Origin of the sequence: Fictibacillus sp. B-59209 (assembly GCF_036216745.1) — a bacterium.
Lineage (GTDB): Bacteria > Bacillota > Bacilli > Bacillales > Fictibacillaceae > Fictibacillus_C > Fictibacillus_C marinisediminis.
In genome coordinates this window covers 454163-471945 of sequence record NZ_JARMMC010000018.1, presented here as the reverse complement: position 1 = coordinate 471945, position 17783 = coordinate 454163, and the positions used below count along the sequence as shown (strand labels likewise).

Below are 17783 nucleotides of genomic sequence, written 5' to 3'. Positions count from 1 at the left end.
GAAAGGAGAGCCGATGTGGCTTCTATCGTTTCATCTCATCTAAAAAAAGTTACAGGATCAAATATTACATTGCCAAAAGGATTTTCAGCTGCGGGTATGAACTGCGGAATTAAATACAAGAAAAAAGATCTAGGTATTATTTTGAGCGAGAAACCAGCTTCAGCTGCGGCAGTATATACAACAAATAAGATCAAGGCAGCTCCCCTGGAGGTCACGAAGGAAAGCATTGAAACTGAAGGATTGCTGCAGGCTGTGATTGTTAATTCTGGGAATGCCAACGCCTTTACGGGAGAACAGGGCAGATTGGATGCCTATGCCATGCGCAATGAAGTGAGTGAACGATTTGGACTGCAACAGAATCATGTTGGGGTAGCCTCCACAGGCATTATCGGCGAGACAATGCCGATCGATACAATATTAAAAGGAATTCAGCAATTGAATCCCGCATCCAAACTGAATCAAGCGCTGGAGTTCAGCCAATCGATTTTAACGACCGATACGAAGACAAAAAACGCTTGTTACTCTTTTACTGTAGGCGAATCAGAGGTGGTGCTGGCGGGTACAGCGAAAGGATCTGGAATGATTCATCCGAATATGGCGACGATGCTTTCCTTTTTAACAACGGATGCTAACATATCTCCCGAAAACCTTCATCACGCACTGAAAAAAGTGACAGATCAAAGCTTCAACTGTATTACTGTTGATGGTGAAACATCGACGAATGACATGGTTCTCATACTTGCCAATGGATATGCAGATCATGAGGAACTCACTCCTGATCACCCTGACTGGGGAACATTCCTTCAAGCATTGACACTAACGTGCACCGATCTTGCGAAAGCCATCGCAAGAGATGGAGAGGGAGCAACGAAATTGATCGAGGTGAAGGTGGAAGGGGCGGCAAGCAATGAGGAAGCTAGAGCGGCAGCAAAGTCCATCGTTGGTTCACCGCTAGTGAAAACGGCCATCTTCGGTTGTGATCCCAACTGGGGAAGGATCGTAGCTGTCCTTGGATATGCAGGCATCGAAATGAGTCCAGAAGCGATTGATCTTTATATAGGAGATTTTCCTGTACTGGTGCAGAGTGAAATCGAACGCTTTAACCATGAAGAGATCTCTGGCTACTTAACAGGGAGCGAAATTTCCATAACAGTCAACCTCCATACAGGAAACGGAATAGGAAAAGCTTGGGGCTGCGACCTAACCTATGATTACGTACAAATCAATTCCAGCTATACGACGTGAGGAGGAGACAGGATGGATCAATTGGTAATCATTAAGTGCGGAGGGAGCGTTCTGAAAGCGCTGGAGCCTTCATTTTTTCAGAGGTTAAAAGATATGCAGGAAGAAGGAAAACAAATCATACTTGTTCATGGAGGCGGACCGGATATTACCAAATTTATGAATGTCCTGTCCATACCAAATGAATTTATCAACGGTGTGAGGCGAACCTCCGGCCGAGCGGCAGAAACAGCCGAAATGGTACTTGCAGGCCGGCTGAATCCCTGGTTTGTGTATCAGCTGAACCAGCTGGGGCTCAAAGCTATCGGAATAAATGGCAATGATGGTGCGCTATTGGAATGTGACTATCTGAAAAAAGAACAATGGGGCCATGTGGGCAAGATTTTAAAGGTGAACAGCGGAACGCTGACGCAGCTGATCAAAGCTGGTTTTATCCCTGTCATCGCATCAGTATCAAGGAATCTTACTGGAGAAATCTTGAACTTAAATGCAGATACAGTCGCCTTTGAAGTTGCCTCTGCGATGGAGGCGGAATCTCTGATTTTTGTGACAGACGTCAACGGAATTATGGCAGAAGGCAAGACTGTTCAAAAAGCGTCCATCGCTTCAATACATGAGCTGATTAATAACGGGGTCATAACAGGAGGGATGATTCCAAAAGTACAGGCGGCTATAGGATGTCTGCAATCCAAAATTAAAGAGATTCAGATCGTAGGAAAAGAAATGAAAGGGACGATGATCATAAAAGAGGAGGTATACAGTTGAGTGCACTATTTTCAAACTACGGCCGATGGGACCTGCAGATTGAAAGTGGAAGCGGGAGTACGTTGACCGATCAGGCGGGCAAGTCTTATCTTGATTTTACGAGCGGTATCGGTGTTTGCAATTTAGGCCATGTTCATCCAGCGGTCACAGCTGCGGTTGAAAAACAATTGAAAAAAGTCTGGCATACATCTAACCTGTTCCAATCTGATCTTCAGGAAGAAACTGCAGAACTGCTGGTTAAGCCTACTCATCTAAATAAAGTGTTTTTCTGCAACAGCGGAGCGGAAGCGAATGAAGCTGCTATTAAACTGGCAAGAAAATTTACTGGGAAAACAAAAATCATAACGTTTGAGCAGTCCTTTCATGGAAGAACCTATGGAGCAATGGCAGCAACAGGGCAGGATAAGATTAAAAAAGGATTCGGGCCGATGCTGGCGGACTTTCAAACGGTTCCTTTTAATGATTTTGATTCATTGATCAAATACGCTGATTCACAGACAGCTGCGGTAATGCTCGAAGTGGTTCAAGGAGAAGGCGGTGTCATACCGGGAAATGAATCCTTCTTGCAAAGGGTTCAGCAGCATTGCAAGGATCATGACATACTTTTGATCATTGATGAAGTGCAGACTGGGATTGGACGGACTGGGAAAGCTTTTGCTTTTCAGCATTATGGATTAAAACCTGATATCGTTACGTCCGCAAAAGGACTAGGCAACGGTTTTCCAGTAGGTGCTGTACTGGGGACTGAGGAAGTAAGCACAGCGTTTGGACCAGGCAGCCACGGAACGACTTTCGGGGGGAATCCGCTTGCCATGGCAGCAGCGAGTGCCGTACTAAAAGAAGTGTTCTCTGACGTATTTCTGGATGAAGTGATGAAAAAAAGCGCTTTTTTAATTGAAGAATTACAGAAAGAACTTTCTCCTTGTAAGGAAGTATTAGAAGTCAGAGGGCTGGGGTTGATGGCAGGTATTGAATTCAGTCATAAAGCCGCGCCACTCATTCAGGAACTTCAAAACGATGGGGTGCTGGCACTGCCGGCAGGAGAGTGTGTTTTGCGTCTTCTCCCGCCTCTAAACATGAGTTATGAAGAACTGGCGGAAGGCGTCAAAAAAATATCTAAAGCTGTTAAAAAGAAAAGCATCCTAGTATAACTCATTTTTTTTTACAAGAAAATGCATAAAAATCCAAATATATAAATTAATATACAAAGGAGAAGGAATGATGAAAGGATACTTGCAGCTTTCTAATGGAGAAAGTTTTAAAGGGATTTGGCACGGGAAGACGCAATGCTCGAGCGGTGAAGTGGTGTTTTTTACCGGAATGACCGGATATCAGGAGGTACTGAGCGATCCTTCTTATCACGGACAGATTGTTGTTTTTGCTTATCCTCTCATCGGAAATTATGGGATCAATAAAGAAGACTTTGAATCTATCGTTCCTCAGCCAGCCGGAGTGGTGACATGCTCTGCAGATGAAGAAGGCCATCACTATCAGAGCCAGGAGTCATTTTCAGCTTTGCTGAAGAAGCATAATATACCGCATTTGAGCGGAGCAGACACCCGGTCTCTAATAAAATTGATCCGTTCCGAGGGAGACATGAAAGGGTTATTAACCAGCAGTGAACAAACTTTGCAGGATTTCAAAGAACAAAAAGGGATGCAGGGAAGGCTGGTAAAAGAAGTAGCCGTGACAAAATCTGAGGTGTACGGCAAAGGAAAAACACATATCGTAATGATTGATTTCGGATATAAGAAATCCATTTTGGATGCCTTTATCTCGTCCGGATGCAAAGTGACCATCGTCCCTTATGATACACAAGAAGAAGTTCTCCATAAACTAAAACCGGATGGCCTTCTCTTTTCAAATGGACCGGGCAATCCAAAAGAACTGGCACCCTATATGCCAGTGTACAGAAGGCTAGCCGAGCTCTACCCTTCATTTGGTATTTGTCTCGGTCATCAGCTTTTGGCACTGGCTTTCGGCGGAAATACTAAAAAATTAAAATTTGGCCATCGGGGAGCGAATCATCCCATCATTAATGTGAGAACGAATAAAGTGGCGATGAGCTCGCAAAATCATGGCTATGTTGTGGAGGAAAACAGTTTAATTCATACCGGGTTTCAAGTGCTCTATAAAAATATCAATGATGGAAGTGTAGAAGGGATGTTTCATGAAACACATCCGGTCATGACGGCCCAGTTTCATCCTGAGGCCAATCCAGGACCGGAAGATCATGCTCATTTGTTCAGCAGTTTTATTGAACTAATCAAAGAAAAGAGGAGCGAAAAGATTTATGCCTAAGCAGCAAGAGATTCATAGTGTCCTGGTGATTGGTTCGGGGCCTATCGTCATCGGGCAGGCAGCTGAATTTGATTATGCAGGAACACAAGCCTGTGCAGCGCTGAAAGAAGAAGGAATACATGTTGTTCTCGTCAATAATAATCCGGCTACCATCATGACGGATGAAACGTATGCCGATAAAGTATATTTTGAACCTCTGAATGCCCAGTCCTTGGCAAGCATTATCTCAAAGGAAAAACCTGACGGACTTTTGGCTTCAGTCGGCGGTCAAACCGGGTTGAACTTGGCAATGGAGCTTCAGGAAAAGGGGATTCTAGAGGAACACAATGTAAAACTGCTTGGGACAAATTTGGAGTCCATTAAAAAAGCAGAAGACCGCGAGCTTTTCCGTGCATTGATGCATGAGCTTGATGAACCTGTACCCGACAGTGAAATTGTAACAACAGCTGAAGAAGCTGCTGCGTTTGCAGGAAAAATAGGGTTTCCGGTAATTATTCGTCCAGCATACACGCTGGGAGGCTTCGGGGGCGGTACTGCGCATACAGAGCACGAACTGAATGTCATCGTTAAAAAAGGTCTATCAGCAAGTCCGATCGGCCAATGTCTGATCGAGAAAAGCATTGCCGGATTTAAGGAAATTGAATATGAGGTGGTACGCGACTGCAATGATACGTGTATCACGATATGCAATATGGAAAATATTGATCCGGTAGGCATACATACCGGCGATTCGATGGTTGTCGCACCAAGCCAGACAATGACAGACCAGGAATACCACATGCTGCGTTCGTCAGCCATAAAAATCATCAGGGCACTTGGTATTATCGGCGGCTGCAATATCCAGTTCGCTCTTGATCCAGAAAGCAAAGCCTATTATCTGATTGAGGTGAACCCTCGTTTAAGCCGATCATCTGCCCTGGCTTCAAAAGCAACCGGATATCCAATCGCAAAAATAGCAGCCAAGTTAAGCATTGGTTATCAGCTTCATGAGCTGAAAAATCCAGTTACTGGTTCAACGTTTGCCAGCTTTGAACCTGCTTTGGACTATATTACGGTTAAAATGCCGCGCTGGCCGTTTGACAAATTTCCGGAAGCAGAAAGAAAACTCGGAACGCAAATGAAGGCCACCGGAGAAGTGATGGCCATCGAGAGGAACCTGGAAGCGGCTTTGCAAAAGGCTGTCCGTTCTCTGGAACTGGACACGGAAAGTATTTTTTTGCAGGAGCTTAAGACATGGGGGAGCGGGAAGCTGAAAAATCTTTTATTAGAAGCGGACGACCGCCGGTTCTTTGCGATCACCGAATTGCTCAGCAGGGGAACTTCGGTTGAAGAGATTCATGAATGGACGAAAATCAATTCATTTTTTCTTGCTTCATTTAAAAAACTGGCAGACCTCGACCAGCAGATAAAGAGCAGTTCAATGAAAGACCTGGAAGTAAACAAGCTTTCTGAATGGAAAGCTGCGGGATTCTCTGACCAGACGATCGCAGCGGCCTGGAACGTGACTGAAAATGAAGTAAGACAAAAAAGGATTCAATCAGGAATCGTTCCTTCATATAAAATGGTCGACACATGTGCGGCAGAATTTACTGCTGATACGGCTTATTATTACTCAAGCTGGAGAGGGAAAAGTGACAAATCACCAGTGGACAAAGAAAAAGTTGCTATTATCGGTTCTGGCCCAATCCGGATCGGTCAGGGAGTGGAGTTTGATTATTGCTGTGTTCATGGCGTGCTTGCTTTGCAGAAGGAAGGCTATGAGACCATTCTGATCAACAATAATCCCGAAACCGTAAGTACTGATTTTGAGGTCGCGGATACACTTTATTTTGAACCTCTTTCATTTGAGGACATCATGAACGTACTGGAGTTTGAAGGAGCCGAAAAAGCGATCCTTCAGTTTGGGGGACAGACAGCTATTAATGTAGCAAATCAGCTGGAAGAAGCGGGTATCAAAGTCCTTGGTTCAAATGCGGATCTGATCGATGAAATGGAGAACAGGGATCGGTTTTATCACTTTCTGAAAAAATGCGGCATCCCTCATGTGCCAGGGGAAACAGCGTATGATCAGCAAGAAGTGCTGACATCCGCACAGAAGATCGGCTACCCGGTCTTGCTTCGCCCTTCCTACGTAATCGGTGGGAAAGGAATGATGATTGTTCACTGTGATGAGGAACTGAAGAATTATATGAACACACAGGCCATCGAGTTTCCCGTCCTAGTCGACCGTTATATTGCCGGAAAAGAGGCGGAAGTGGATGTCTTGACGGACGGAGAAAAGGTATTTATTCCTGGGATTTTCGAACATATCGAGCCAGCTGGCATCCATTCTGGAGACAGCACAGCTATCACACCTCCAGTCAGCCTGCAAAAAAGCACGATAGAACATATCGTCACATACACCCAAATTATAGCAAGTTCTATGCCATTCAAAGGAATATTCAATATCCAGTTCGTCATCGATGGAAACCAGGTATATGTCCTTGAGATCAACCCTCGCGCATCGAGGACTGCACCAATATTTAATAAAATATCAGGTGTGAACATTATACAGGCATCAGTACAAGTCATGATTGGTAAAACATTGCCTGAAATCGGAATAGAAGCCGGACTAAATGAAAGCGATTATTTTGCTGTAAAAGCACCGGTATTCTCCAATGTTAAGCTTCCAGGACTCTCGCCAAAAACCGCACCAATCATGCGTTCAACCGGAGAGGTGCTGGGAATTGGAGATTCTGTAGGGGAAGCCGTACAAAAAATCTTTACAGGATGCAATCCAGCTGCGCGAACAGGAGATGCTTCGATGCCAGCCAGCCTTTTTGCAGACATGGAGGAAGAACTGCTTTCTATAGAAGAAACTCAACTTCTTCAAAATTGGAAAGAGAAAGGCATGGAGGTGTTCTTTCCTTCACAGCTGTCTTTTTCAGAGTGGAACCAATCGAGGCAGACGGGCATTTATTTTTCAACGGGCAGTGATGAACAATCGCATGAAAGATTAATGGAAGCCAGCCTGGCGGGCAATTATATCTTTACACAATGGGAAACATGCGCGTTCTATCAGTATGGGCTATTGTCTTATAACGAAAATCCTATCCATATCAAAGAAAAACAAGAAAGAAAGGGAGTTAAACTATGAATCCGATGGCATCCATTGCGGAAACGTCACTCAAAGGCAAGGACCTGTTAACCCTGGCGGACTGGAAGGCGGATGAAATACAACAAATCCTTCACTATGCCCTTCAGCTGAAAAAAGAAAACCAGCTAAAACACCTGCTGGGAGGAAAAACCCTAGGAATGATCTTTGAAAAATCATCGACCAGAACCAGAGTCTCGTTTGAAGTCGGCATGCTTCAGTTAGGCGGGCATGCTCTGCACCTAAGTTCCCGTGACATTCAAATGGGAAGAGGAGAATCGATCGCCGACACCGCTAAAGTGCTGTCAAGGTATCTTGATGGAATTATGATCAGAACATTTAACCATGAGATTGTTGAAGAACTTGCTCTGCATGCAGATATTCCTGTAATCAACGGATTGACCGATGATTATCATCCATGCCAAGTACTTGCTGATCTCATGACCATTCTTGAATATAAATCCGCTTTTGCAGGAAAAAAATTAACGTATATTGGGGACGGAAACAACATGGCCCATTCCTTAATGATCGGCTCGGCTAAAGTGGGACTGGACTGTACCATTGTGACTCCGAAGAATTATAAGCCGAAAGCGGAGATTGTAAGTAAAGCGCAGGAAATTGCAAAAGAATCGGGTGCGAAGATTCTTGTGACCAATGATTTAAAAGAAGGCATACAACATGCCGATATCGTGTATACCGATGTATGGGCAAGCATGGGCTGGGAAGACGAAACCAATGAGCGTCTCGAAGCTTTCAAAGATTATCAAGTAAACAGCGAATCTTTATCAGGCGCAAATCCGGATTATATTTTCATGCATTGCCTGCCTGCACACCGAGGGGAAGAAGTGACAGGTGAAATAATAGATGGAACTCATTCCGTTGTCTTTGAGGAAGCAGAAAACCGTCTGCATGTTCAAAAAGCACTGCTTGCATCTGTCATGTAAGGGGATGAACACATTGGGGCTGGGTGAATAACATGTGTTAGTAAGGAGGTGCCCCATGTTTAATAACCAGAATCCTTATTATGCTCAACAGCAAGGTTTCCAGCCGCAAGGCTACCAGCAACCGCAACCGGGCTTTCAGCAGCAAGGCTTCCCGCCGAATCCTCAAATGTTCAAAAAGATGCAGAAGCTGTGCCGGAAAAACATTCAGCGATTTGTTTCGGTAACCATGCTCGATGGCAGTGTATACGATGGATTTATTGAATTCATGGACGGACAGAATATTTATTTTGCTTCTCCCATTATTGATGAGGGGCAGGACAGTGAAAGAGAGAACAACGAAACCGAATACGATTATCCATATTACGGGTTTTCGCAGCCTGTAAGAAGCTATGAAATTGAACGGTTTATCATCCCGGTATCCAACCTGGCGAACGTCACGCCTGTTCCATATTACTAATTTCCGAGCCAGCCATTATTGGTTGGTTTTTTTGTGTGTTTTTGGGAATAGTAATCAACGAAAATGTAAAAAGGAGTGTGGAAACATTGGGTCAGAATCATCAATTTAAACATGGGCAAAAGGCTCCAAACAATGGCATCTATGTAGAAATCGGCGAAACCGGAAGCATGGTCAACGATCCGCAAGAGGTCCAGCTTAGTACGGGGGATCCCTTTCCGAAAAATTCAAATCATAACCGTGTTTGGACGTATAAACGAAAGCCATGATTCTGCTGAAAAAAGAGATTGGCGCGTAAATTGCCGGGATCGGCGAGTAAAAAGCTAAGATCGGCGCGTAAATCAACCTGATTGGCGCGTAATTTTAACGAACTGGCGCGTAAAAGAAAAAAGGACCTGGGATCAGGTCCTTTTTTCGCGGTTTTCGAATTCTTCTTTGACAGTCTTTAGAAGCTGTGGATTCGTCAGGAGGTCATAGCCGGTTAGTGCAAGTGATTTTGCACCGATGAGCATTCCATCATAGCCCTTTTCTGAATTGGCTGCAGTGCAAAATTCTCTCGTATGGAGATTATGAAAGGCATCCGTAATCTTAATATACGGGTGGATCGCTGGTATAACCTGGCTCACATTACCTAAATCGAGTGATCCATGGTCATTCCCTGTTTCAATTTCTTCGAGCGGAATGCCGAGGGATACGAGATTTTTTGTAAACGCATCTGACATGGATTCATTCGTAAGCAAGTTGGCGTAGCCGAGTTCATAATGTGAGGCTTCCCATTCACAGCCCGAACTCATAGCTGCTCCTGCAGCACAGTCTTTTACTCTTCTCACCAGGTCTGGCAATTGTTCAACAGTGGACGCACGCACATAGAATTTAGCTTGTGTTCGATCCGGAATTACATTGGGTACGGTACCGCCCTGCGTGATTACTCCATGGATGCGGACATCTGGGGTGACCTGCTGTCGGAGAGCATTCACATTGTTAAACAATGAAATGACAGCATCCAGAGCATTGATTCCTTCATGAGGTGAAGCAGCAGCATGCGCGGATTTGCCCTTAAAGTCAAATTGCAGAGCTTCCATCGCCATACTCGATCCGCTTCGTTCAAAGGCTTTGTATGGATGGCACATGAGAGCAGCATCTGCACGGTCAAAGTATCCTTTATCGGTAAGGTGAACCTTGGCTCCTCCAGTTTCTTCTGCAGGCGTTCCATATACAAGTACTTTTCCTCCGGTCTCGGCGAGCACTCGGCTAAGTGCAATTCCGGCAGCCGTACTCATCGTACCAATCAAATTATGGCCACAAGCGTGGTTAATTTCCGGAAGTGCATCATATTCTGCCAGAAAGCTGATGGAAGGTCCGGATTGTCCGCTGTCATAAACAGCAATAAATGCCGTTTCCATTCCCTCGATATTCTCTTCAACCTCAAAACCAAATGATCTTAATGTGTCAATGAGTTTATTGGATGACTGATATTCATTATAGCCAAGCTCGGGATGCTCCCAAATATAGCGGGCAACTTCTTTAAATAAGTCAAAATTGTCATCCAGGAAAGCGGTAATGGATTCTTTCATTCGATAACCTCCAGATACGTCCTTATTATGAAAAAAAGCCCTTCACGGATGTGATGGGCTGCTATTTTGGTTATTCTGCAGTTTCTGCTTCATTTGGAAGTACAGCACCGATGATCATGATAAATACGGCAAAGATCACGCCAAATGTTGTAGCTTTTGCGAAGTCGTATGCTCCGCCCTGCATGGAAGCCAGTACATAAAATGCCATGTTGCTTAAAAGTAATGACCAGATTAACGTCCAGAAATAGCGCATTTAGTTCACCTCAGCTTTATGTAAACGAGTTCTTCTCTTGATATAGTAACAAAAAATCAATGTTTTGTCTTTAAATGTTTTAGGAAATCAGCCAGGAATAGGCATATCCCTTCTCCATTTCACAGAACGGACATAGAATAAGTAAGAAAACTTTGGATGAGGGGAGAAAAGTGAGTATCGAAGAGAGATCATTCAGCTTAGATGGACAATGGAATACAATACATCTTCCTGAACAGCCAAACGGTTTTGCTGTCATGGTATTTGGAGACTGCAATCATTTTGTTGATAATCATACAAGTTTATGGAAACAGAACACTGACCGGTTCATGCTCATCCGTACTCTGATGGAAATGGGATACACCGTTTTTTACTCTCATCTATACGGACGCAACTGGGGGAACCCAGAGGCTGTAAATCTTGCGAGAAGAGTTTACCGATATGTTCTGAAATATGAAATTCTAAATCCGAAGATTCATATCCTGGCAGAAGGAATGGGTGCTCTTACCGCACTCGATTTTATCAATGATATGGAAGGATACATCCGGTCTGCCATTTTTATCAACCCCTGCCTGGATCTAAAGGGGCATTTTCAGCAGGAAAAGCAAAACAAATTATTTTTAAAGCGAATCCGCAAAGAAATCAGCCAGGCTTACGGAATAAAAAACGAACAGATCGATGGATTTCTAGACAAAGAGATTTCTCGGTTCAACCTGAAAAGCAATGTACCGATTAAAATTTTTCATGATGCGGCAGGTTCGGTTTATCCTTTCAAAGTGCATAGCCGGCCCTTTGAATCCTCTTGCCTTGAAAAAGGTTTCTCTGTTTCGCTGACCATACAGATGCCGGGTAAAAGTGCAGAACGGTATACTTCCATCCCTTATTTTTACAGCCGCTTTGAAACCATCCTGTGACTTTATTGTTGCAGGTTTTTTTATGTGCTTTTCTTAAGATGCATACTCCTTAAGTTGAAAAATACGATATAGAGAAGGATAAAGAACGGAGGATTGTTCATGAAACGAGCACTCGTTACAGGAGCAGCAGGGTTTATTGGCTCCCACTTATGTACCAAACTTTTAGAGGATGATGTGGAGGTCATAGGAATCGATGGCTCCCAATCAACCGAAAAATTAGATTATATTGGAAGAAACGCAAACTTTGAACTCATTAATCAGCGAATCGAACAGGCGGACCTGATGAAGATTATGCAAAAGGTCGATGTGGTTTTCCATCTTGCCTGTGGGATTCAGCCAAATGAACAATGGAGTAATATTGAAGATAGAGTAAAGGACCATGTTCATTGTATGCGGCTGTTAGCTGAATCAATAGACAGCCGAAAAACGAAATTCATCTTTTCCTCTTCTTATGATGTGTATGGAAAAAAAACAGGTGAAGTTACAGAGAACTCTGCAGCGAATCCGGAGACATTGTACGGATTGGTTAAACTCACAGAAGAGAATTGCATTCGAATGGCTGCTGCAAAAAAGCATTTTTCATACGTCATTCTAAGATTTCCAACAGTATATGGCCCTTGGCAGCCTGAGGGGATGACTTTTCAGCAGATCATCAGCGCAGACGAAGGAGAACGTGATGTAATGATGGTAAAAAAAGATTCTGTCACGGAGGATGCGATCTACGTTGAAGATGCTGTCAGAGCATTATGTCTGGCTGCAGAAAACGAAAGCAGAAATGTGATATATAATATAGTCAGCGGAACAAGCGGAGAGTGGCGCAAAGGATTAAAACTCCTATCTATAAAAGAAGATGAATTTCCAAAAGAAAAGCGAAACATGGTAGTTGTAGGAGAAAAGGCAGCTAAAGAACTTGGATTCCGCTCAGATATTAAAATCGAAGAAGGTTTGAAAAAGCAGATTCAGCATAGCAAGGAAAGGCTCAAAAATAGGTTTAAGGCATAAAAAGGGAAAATATGTTTTCCCTTTTTTTATTGTCCAGCTTCAGCGCCTAGGTCCTCGAGGTCGCTTCACTCTTACACCTCAACACAAAAAGCGTGTTGCTGTGTAAGAACTCCAGCGCTTGACGGACCTTATCAGGGCGCTTGCGCTTTTCCCATTATTCTTTATACTAAAAAAAGGGGATATCCGGCAAGCGAGGAAATGGGAGTGAACGTCCAAAATGCAGATCAAAACATTGCTCCTGGCAGCTTGTATACTGTTAGGTCTCACAGGATGCCAGGAAAAATCTTCACAGAACCTTCAAAACACGGGACTCCTGATTCAGGATACAATCAATGATCAGGGCTGGGGTGACAAGGGGTATAAAGGGCTTTTAAAGATTCAGGATACATATGGGAATGAAGTTTTTTATAAAGAAAAAATAGAAACAAAAAGCCAGGTGCTTAAAGCAGTAAAAGAGTTTCAGAAGAAAAAGGTTAACCTCGTTTTTGGCCATGGTAAGATTTATGCTGATATCTTTGATCAGATCAGCAGTGATTTTCCCAAGATGCACTTTGTGAGCTTTAATGGAAAAGTACATGGCAAAAATGTAACGAGCATTCATTTTAATTCATATGGAATGGGTTTTTTCGCTGGAATGGCAGCAGCCAAAATGAGCCGCACCAACCATCTTGGAGTAATTGCCGCCCAGGATTGGCAGCCTGAAATAGATGGCTTTATAGAAGGTGCTCGTTACCAAAAGCCCAAAATTAAAGTGGATAAGAATGTGGTACACAGCTGGAGCGATGAACAGAAGGCTATCAGCGCATTCCGTAAGATGGAAGCTTCCGGGGCAGATGTCTTCTATCCTGCAGGTGACGGATTTACCATCCCTGTTATTGAAGAAGTGAAAAAGAAAGCACTATACGCGGTAGGCTATGTATCTGACCAATCGGATCTCGGCCGCGCTACAGTACTGACTAGTACGGTGCAAAATGTTGAATATGTGTATGGATTTGTCGCTGACAAGTTTAATGAAGGCGATCTGAAATCCGGGAATCTGCAATATGGATTTAAGGAGAAAGCCATTTCTCTGGGCAGGTTCAGCCCGCAAGTGCCTGCTTCTTTTGAAAAGAAGATAAAGCAGGAAATTGACGAATACAAAAAATCCGGAAAGCTCCCCAACGGAAAAGTAATGAAAGAACATGTATTGGAGGAAGAACAATGAATCAAGAACTCAATATGAAATTCATGCAAATTGCCATGAAGCATCTGCCAGAAGGAAAAGAGCTTTTGGAGAAAAAAGGAATGGAATTATCCATGGAGGATATCCAGCCTATGTTGAATCTTCTGCTTAAAGTAATGAACGATGCTTATGAGCTCGGAAAACAGGATTAAGAAAACGGAAAAAGGAGCCAACTCTGTGTTGGCTCTTTTATTTTTTCCTAAAGGCATTAAAGAGCGGTGAGACCTGCTGTGCTACTTTAACGGTCTGATCAATAACCGCCATCAGCTTGTTATAATCAAACGCCCCATCGTTCGTCCGGAATGCACTTAATAAGGGATTGGGTCGCTGAAAGGGCTGGCGGTAAGCCATAGGTATAAAGGGCGGCTCACTTGGAGGCTGTTCTCTTGTTTGCCGCGGTGGAGGAAATGGGCTTCTTGCATGCATCAGCGGCCTTGGATGCCTTGGTGAAGGAGGCCCATAGCGAGGCGAATTCAAATGTACCACTCCTTATTTTCAGACTGATTACATCTCTCTCTAGGATATGCCCTGATTTGAAGTTGGTATCTTGTACCGGAAATCTCGGTACTGGACAAAAAACAAAAAATATCTTACATTAGTACCAGGTCTTAAAAATTGATACTAAGTTAGCTGGCGAACAAAATATAAAAAATAAACCAAAGGGGTAATGACATGAATGCTGGAATACTGGGTTTAGGTGCTTATGTCCCTGAGAAAGTGTTAACAAATTTCGATTTGGAAAAAATGGTAGATACAAGTGATGAATGGATTCGTACTCGAACAGGAATTGAAGAACGCAGAATAGCATCTGACGATATCAATACATCACACATGTCTGAAAATGCTGCACGAGAGGCGCTTAAAAACGCTGATATGAATGCAGAGGACATTGATCTGATTGTTGTGGCTACCGTCACTCCTGACAGGCCTTTTCCTTCCGTTGCTTGTATGATCCAGGATCGGCTGGGAGCGGTTAATGCTGTTGCTATGGATATAAGTGCAGCCTGCTCTGGGTTCATGTATGGAATGGTGATCGCTAAACAATTCATTGAATCGGGAACCTACAAAAATGTCTTGGTAGTCGGAGCTGAAAAATTGTCCAGAATTACAGACTGGAATGACAGAAATACAGCAGTGCTGTTTGGTGACGGAGCAGGTGCTGCTGTAATGTCGACAGTTTCTGAAGGCAGAGGGATCCTTTCCTTTGAACTGGGTTCAGACGGCAGAGGAGCGAAACACCTTTATCAGGACAAATATCTTTATATGAACGGCCGGGAAGTGTTTAAATTTGCTGTCCGCCAAATGGGTGAATCATCCATGAACGTTGTTGAAAAAGCTGGATTGACTAAGGATGATGTAGATTACCTTATTCCGCATCAAGCCAACATCCGGATCATGGAAGCAGCACGGCAGCGGCTTGATCTTCCGAAAGAAAAAATGGCAGTTACCGTAAATAAATATGGAAATACTTCATCAGCTTCTATTCCTATGGCTATTTCTGATGCCTTAAAAAATGGTAAAATAAAAGATGATGATCTGCTAGTACTCGTTGGATTTGGAGGCGGCCTTACATGGGGTGCAGTTGCACTTCGGTGGGGAAGATAATAGCTAACTATTCTTCAAAGGAGAGTTGAATTAAAAATGAAAAGACGTGTAGTAATTACAGGAATGGGAGCCGTTACTCCCCTTGGAAATAGTGTAGAAGAAACATGGAACCGAATTGTTGCAGGTGAATCTGGTGTTGGCCCGCTAACTCGCAGGGACCGGGATAAATTCCCGGTAAAAGTAGCTGCAGAAGCTACAGAATTCGATCCCCAGGAATTCATGGACCGCAAAGAAGCAAGAAAAATGGACCGCTTTACTCAATTTGCAGTAGCTGCCTCTAAAATGGCAGTGGAAGATGCAGAGCTTGACATTACAGATGAGATCGCACCGCGTGTAGGGGTGTGGATCGGTTCTGGAATCGGCGGAATGGATACGCATGAAGAACAATTCCGTGTTTTTGAGAAAAAAGGCTACAGAAGGGTCAGCCCGTTCTTTGTACCGATGATGATTCCGGATATGGCAGCAGGACAGGTTTCCATTATTCTTGGAGCAAAAGGTATGAACTCCTGTACGGTAACGGCTTGTGCATCAGGTGCAAACTCCATTGGTGACGCGTTTAAAGTGATTCAGCGCGGAGATGCGGATGCGATGATCTGCGGAGGAACTGAGGCACCGATCACAGATATGGCATTGGCTGGTTTTTGCCAAGCTGGAGCACTCTCCTACAATGAGGATCCTGCAACAGCCAGCCGTCCATTTGATGCGAACCGCAGCGGTTTCGTCATTGGTGAAGGTGCAGGTATTCTTGTCCTTGAAGATCTTGAGTTTGCAAAAAAACGCGGAGCGAAAATTTACGCAGAAATCGTAGGCTATGCAGGCACCGGTGATGCCCATCACATTACAGCCCCGGCTCCAGGAGGAGAAGGCGGAGTCAGAGCCATGACACAAGCTGTTGAAGACAGCGGTCTTGCATTAGAAGAAATTGATTACATCAATGCTCATGGAACAAGCACAGATTATAATGATAAGTTTGAAACGATGGCGATCAAAGAAGTATTTGGAGAGCATGCTTATAAAGTGGCTGTCAGTTCAACAAAATCAATGACAGGGCATCTTTTAGGCGCGGCAGGTGGAATTGAAGCGATTTTCTCAGTAAAATCCATTCAAAACAGTATCATTCCTCCTACCATTAACTATGAAACAGCGGATCCGGAGTGTGATCTGGATTACGTGCCGAATGAAGCAAGAAAAGCAGAAGTTAACGCTGTGCTCAGCAACTCTTTAGGCTTCGGCGGCCATAACGCAACACTTATCTTTAAAAAATACAGTGAGTAGTACAAAATCTTGGTTGATTTTTTCAACCAAGATTTTTGTTTGTGTACAAAATGATGGTTGATTTTTTCAACCAAGATATTTGTTTGTAATACAAAACCCTGGTTGATTCTATTAACCAGGGTTTTGTGTTCCTTTCGGGATTTTTCTTCCCATGCCATAGAATAAATTGGACAACCTCTGACTATACTGTTTTTAACAAAACGGTTAAGCGAGGGGTTGCAGATGTTATATTTACGAGATGTTTGGGTGAATTGGTTCGAAGGTGAAGAAAATGGCTATAACGTTTGTGAGTTCCATGAGTGGAGAAAGGATGACTTTATTGAATTGCTCGATCAAGTTCCAATCGTGAAAATGGATTCTTCACTCTTTCATTATATTGAAAATGAACTTAGCGATCTTCCAGATTCCCTTTTAGAGGAAGTACACCAAAAAGCATACGTAAGAAAAAACAACCAGAGAGTGCAGCTTGATCATTGTTTTATCATAACGGATGAGAAGAAAACGATGGTGATTGACACGATGGGCTATCGTATCCCGATACGAAAGAGCAGACTGATTCCGAGACAGGAACAGCTCGTCTATGAAATGGCGGAACAAATGGAGACCGCAACTTACACGTTCAAACCAGAAATCAAAGAAAAAGAGCATCATATCCTATCACCGGAACCGATTATCATGAGAGGGCTCACAAGAAAAGAAAGACAGTTAAAGCAGCTCTTGTTCATGGTGCTGGATCAGCTTCATACAACTAAAAATGTTGCGGAAGTGCGTTATTGGTATACGGAGTGGATGCCTGAGAATTACATGGCCATTCAGCGAATGGAATTTGAAGAAGCATGGGCAGCACTTTATTCTGAAATTAAAGACGGCTGGAGCGACCAGCATTATGCAATCTGTGAACGATTAGTAAAAGGGCAGCCTTACTTTGAAAAGATATGGGAACTTGAGAACGGGACACACGTAAACTGACCATGAAGCAATAAGGGGCTGTCCTGAAAGTCGAAAATTGACCTTCAGGCAGCTCCTTTGACGTGAAAAATCTTCAATGAAAAGTTGATTGGAGTGCAAGGTGCGAGATTCCTCGAAAATGAACTTCACATTT

The 17783-nt window shown here is 43.6% G+C and carries 18 protein-coding genes; 15 read left to right on the top strand and 3 right to left on the bottom strand.

Annotation, left to right across the window (positions count from 1 at the left end):
- The first annotated feature begins 15 nt into the window (after positions 1-15).
- The 8 genes from argJ (at position 16) to P4361_RS15215 (ending at position 9108) form a co-directional block, all read left to right on the top strand.
- Positions 16-1245 carry a bifunctional ornithine acetyltransferase/N-acetylglutamate synthase gene (gene argJ / locus P4361_RS15250; RefSeq protein ID WP_328089924.1) on the top strand — a complete coding sequence of 410 codons (1230 nt, stop codon included), beginning with the start codon at positions 16-18 and terminating at the stop codon, positions 1243-1245.
- Between the two features lie 12 nt (positions 1246-1257).
- A complete protein-coding gene (gene argB, locus P4361_RS15245; RefSeq protein ID WP_053354780.1) occupies positions 1258-2007 on the top strand; it encodes an acetylglutamate kinase in 750 nt (249 codons plus the stop codon).
- On the top strand, positions 2004-3158 hold the full coding sequence (locus P4361_RS15240; protein WP_091006530.1) for an acetylornithine transaminase: 1155 nt from the start codon (positions 2004-2006) through the stop codon (positions 3156-3158). Before argB ends, P4361_RS15240 begins: the two co-directional genes overlap by 4 nt.
- 70 nt (positions 3159-3228) lie before the next feature.
- Positions 3229-4308 (top strand): carbamoyl phosphate synthase small subunit, encoded by a 1080-nt coding sequence (locus tag P4361_RS15235; RefSeq protein WP_328090031.1) that lies wholly within the window; start codon positions 3229-3231, stop codon positions 4306-4308.
- A complete protein-coding gene (locus P4361_RS15230; RefSeq protein ID WP_328089922.1) occupies positions 4301-7444 on the top strand; it encodes a carbamoyl phosphate synthase large subunit in 3144 nt (1047 codons plus the stop codon). Before P4361_RS15235 ends, P4361_RS15230 begins: the two co-directional genes overlap by 8 nt.
- A 5-nt stretch (positions 7445-7449) precedes the next feature.
- Positions 7450-8385, top strand: coding sequence for an ornithine carbamoyltransferase (gene argF / locus P4361_RS15225; RefSeq protein ID WP_425590272.1), 936 nt, complete (start codon positions 7450-7452; stop codon positions 8383-8385).
- A 55-nt stretch (positions 8386-8440) separates the two neighbouring features.
- Positions 8441-8842: a hypothetical protein gene (locus P4361_RS15220; protein ID WP_062231367.1), complete on the top strand. Its 402-nt coding sequence runs from the start codon at positions 8441-8443 to the stop codon at positions 8840-8842.
- 86 nt (positions 8843-8928) lie between these two features.
- Positions 8929-9108 carry a YjzC family protein gene (locus tag P4361_RS15215; RefSeq protein WP_062231369.1) on the top strand — a complete coding sequence of 60 codons (180 nt, stop codon included), beginning with the start codon at positions 8929-8931 and terminating at the stop codon, positions 9106-9108.
- Between the two features lie 132 nt (positions 9109-9240).
- Here P4361_RS15215 and P4361_RS15210 read toward each other — a convergent pair whose 3' ends face one another.
- On the bottom strand, positions 9241-10413 hold the full coding sequence (locus P4361_RS15210; RefSeq protein ID WP_328089920.1) for a M20 family metallopeptidase: 1173 nt from the start codon (positions 10411-10413) through the stop codon (positions 9241-9243).
- 70 nt (positions 10414-10483) lie between these two features.
- Positions 10484-10666: a YjzD family protein gene (locus P4361_RS15205; RefSeq protein WP_053354773.1), complete on the bottom strand. Its 183-nt coding sequence runs from the start codon at positions 10664-10666 to the stop codon at positions 10484-10486.
- A gap of 170 nt (positions 10667-10836) precedes the next feature.
- On the opposite strand from P4361_RS15205, the gene P4361_RS15200 reads away from it, so the two are divergent.
- From P4361_RS15200 to P4361_RS15185, 4 genes are all read left to right on the top strand, one after another.
- Complete coding sequence (locus P4361_RS15200) at positions 10837-11577, top strand: hypothetical protein (RefSeq protein WP_062231372.1); 741 nt, start codon at positions 10837-10839, stop codon at positions 11575-11577.
- A 99-nt stretch (positions 11578-11676) separates the two neighbouring features.
- Positions 11677-12579: an NAD(P)-dependent oxidoreductase gene (locus P4361_RS15195; protein ID WP_328089918.1), complete on the top strand. Its 903-nt coding sequence runs from the start codon at positions 11677-11679 to the stop codon at positions 12577-12579.
- Between the two features lie 217 nt (positions 12580-12796).
- Positions 12797-13783, top strand: a complete 987-nt coding sequence (locus P4361_RS15190) for a BMP family ABC transporter substrate-binding protein (protein WP_248252361.1) — start codon at positions 12797-12799, stop codon at positions 13781-13783.
- Positions 13780-13953 (top strand): ComZ family protein, encoded by a 174-nt coding sequence (locus P4361_RS15185; protein WP_053354769.1) that lies wholly within the window; start codon positions 13780-13782, stop codon positions 13951-13953. Before P4361_RS15190 ends, P4361_RS15185 begins: the two co-directional genes overlap by 4 nt.
- Positions 13954-13990: 37 nt before the next feature.
- Here P4361_RS15185 and P4361_RS15180 read toward each other — a convergent pair whose 3' ends face one another.
- Entirely contained in the window at positions 13991-14278 is a 288-nt protein-coding gene (locus P4361_RS15180; protein WP_082683303.1) for a YppG family protein, read from the bottom strand.
- 195 nt (positions 14279-14473) lie between these two features.
- On the opposite strand from P4361_RS15180, the gene P4361_RS15175 reads away from it, so the two are divergent.
- The 3 genes from P4361_RS15175 (at position 14474) to P4361_RS15165 (ending at position 17650) form a co-directional block, all read left to right on the top strand.
- On the top strand, positions 14474-15406 hold the full coding sequence (locus tag P4361_RS15175) for a beta-ketoacyl-ACP synthase III (protein WP_053354767.1): 933 nt from the start codon (positions 14474-14476) through the stop codon (positions 15404-15406).
- 36 nt (positions 15407-15442) lie between these two features.
- Positions 15443-16681: a beta-ketoacyl-ACP synthase II gene (fabF, locus tag P4361_RS15170; RefSeq protein ID WP_328089917.1), complete on the top strand. Its 1239-nt coding sequence runs from the start codon at positions 15443-15445 to the stop codon at positions 16679-16681.
- A 222-nt stretch (positions 16682-16903) separates the two neighbouring features.
- Positions 16904-17650 (top strand): YjbA family protein, encoded by a 747-nt coding sequence (locus P4361_RS15165; protein ID WP_053354765.1) that lies wholly within the window; start codon positions 16904-16906, stop codon positions 17648-17650.
- The last annotated feature ends 133 nt before the right edge of the window (positions 17651-17783 follow it).

Coding starts and splice junctions, on each gene's coding strand:
- fabF (WP_328089917.1), top strand. CDS start 15,443: ATGAAAAGACGTGTAGTAATTACAGGAATGGGAGCCGTTACTCCCCTT.
- P4361_RS15165 (WP_053354765.1), top strand. CDS start 16,904: ATGTTATATTTACGAGATGTTTGGGTGAATTGGTTCGAAGGTGAAGAA.
- P4361_RS15235 (WP_328090031.1), top strand. CDS start 3,229: ATGAAAGGATACTTGCAGCTTTCTAATGGAGAAAGTTTTAAAGGGATT.
- argB (WP_053354780.1), top strand. CDS start 1,258: ATGGATCAATTGGTAATCATTAAGTGCGGAGGGAGCGTTCTGAAAGCG.
- P4361_RS15195 (WP_328089918.1), top strand. CDS start 11,677: ATGAAACGAGCACTCGTTACAGGAGCAGCAGGGTTTATTGGCTCCCAC.
- P4361_RS15230 (WP_328089922.1), top strand. CDS start 4,301: ATGCCTAAGCAGCAAGAGATTCATAGTGTCCTGGTGATTGGTTCGGGG.
- P4361_RS15175 (WP_053354767.1), top strand. CDS start 14,474: ATGAATGCTGGAATACTGGGTTTAGGTGCTTATGTCCCTGAGAAAGTG.
- argF (WP_425590272.1), top strand. CDS start 7,450: ATGGCATCCATTGCGGAAACGTCACTCAAAGGCAAGGACCTGTTAACC.
- P4361_RS15220 (WP_062231367.1), top strand. CDS start 8,441: ATGTTTAATAACCAGAATCCTTATTATGCTCAACAGCAAGGTTTCCAG.
- P4361_RS15205 (WP_053354773.1), bottom strand. CDS start 10,666: ATGCGCTATTTCTGGACGTTAATCTGGTCATTACTTTTAAGCAACATG.
- P4361_RS15185 (WP_053354769.1), top strand. CDS start 13,780: ATGAATCAAGAACTCAATATGAAATTCATGCAAATTGCCATGAAGCAT.
- P4361_RS15210 (WP_328089920.1), bottom strand. CDS start 10,413: ATGAAAGAATCCATTACCGCTTTCCTGGATGACAATTTTGACTTATTT.
- P4361_RS15190 (WP_248252361.1), top strand. CDS start 12,797: ATGCAGATCAAAACATTGCTCCTGGCAGCTTGTATACTGTTAGGTCTC.